The 574-nt window shown below is 33.6% G+C and carries 1 protein-coding gene and 1 pseudogene; one reads left to right on the top strand and one right to left on the bottom strand.

What is annotated here, in order from left to right; genetic code table 11:
- A pseudogene (locus tag LJE09_RS17360) lies at positions 1-229 on the top strand (cupin domain-containing protein); the annotation flags it as partial.
- Positions 230-334: 105 nt separating this feature from the next.
- On the opposite strand, the gene LJE09_RS17355 reads toward LJE09_RS17360, so the two are convergent.
- Positions 335-481 carry a hypothetical protein gene (locus tag LJE09_RS17355; protein ID WP_008373708.1) on the bottom strand — a complete coding sequence of 49 codons (147 nt, stop codon included), beginning with the start codon at positions 479-481 and terminating at the stop codon, positions 335-337.
- Positions 482-574 lie beyond the last annotated feature (93 nt).

The raw sequence follows: 574 nt of genomic DNA, 5'->3' as shown, positions 1-574 counted from the left end.
TCATTCTCATAAAGAAAATGAAGAAATCTATGGAATTCTTTCAGGTAACGGCAAAGCCATAATTGATGAAGAAGAAATTAGCCTTTCAACTGGAGACTGGCTAAAAATCACACCTACTGCAAAGCGTCAGTTTTTTGCATCCGATATTTCTGGAATTACTTATATCTGCATTCAGGTAAAAGAAAACTCTCTGGAACATTTTACAGCAGAGGATGCCGTAATCGGCTAATTAAAAGTATTTATTTACAAAAATGCACAGTTCACGATAAGCTAAGAACTGTGCATTTCTTTTTGTTCAATATTACGTTTTCTCAATTTTTCAAACAAGAAGTTATCAGTGATTATCTTTTAGAAAACAGCCAACTACAGCGACGCCAAATCCAAGAACACCTAGGACATATCCCCAAAAATTATTTGTTGTCACAGCAATTCCTAAAGGTATTATTGCAATCCCCAATAACTCAATCTTAATTCCTTTCATCGCAAATACCTTCGTTACAAACTTGAATTTGGAGTGTACTTTATAAATTTTTTCCGATTCCCTCAAGTTCGTTCATGGAATTCTTATTTTTTT

Source organism: Blautia sp. DFI.3.45 (assembly GCF_020593505.1).
Lineage (GTDB): Bacteria > Bacillota > Clostridia > Lachnospirales > Lachnospiraceae > Blautia_A > Blautia_A wexlerae.
The sequence above is the reverse complement of the archived record's forward strand: the minus strand, read 5'-3'. Positions and strand labels throughout refer to the sequence as shown.

What these genes read in the sequence shown, in the direction of transcription:
- LJE09_RS17355 (WP_008373708.1), bottom strand. Translation starts at nt 481, where the DNA reads ATGAAAGGAATTAAGATTGAGTTATTGGGGATTGCAATAATACCTTTA.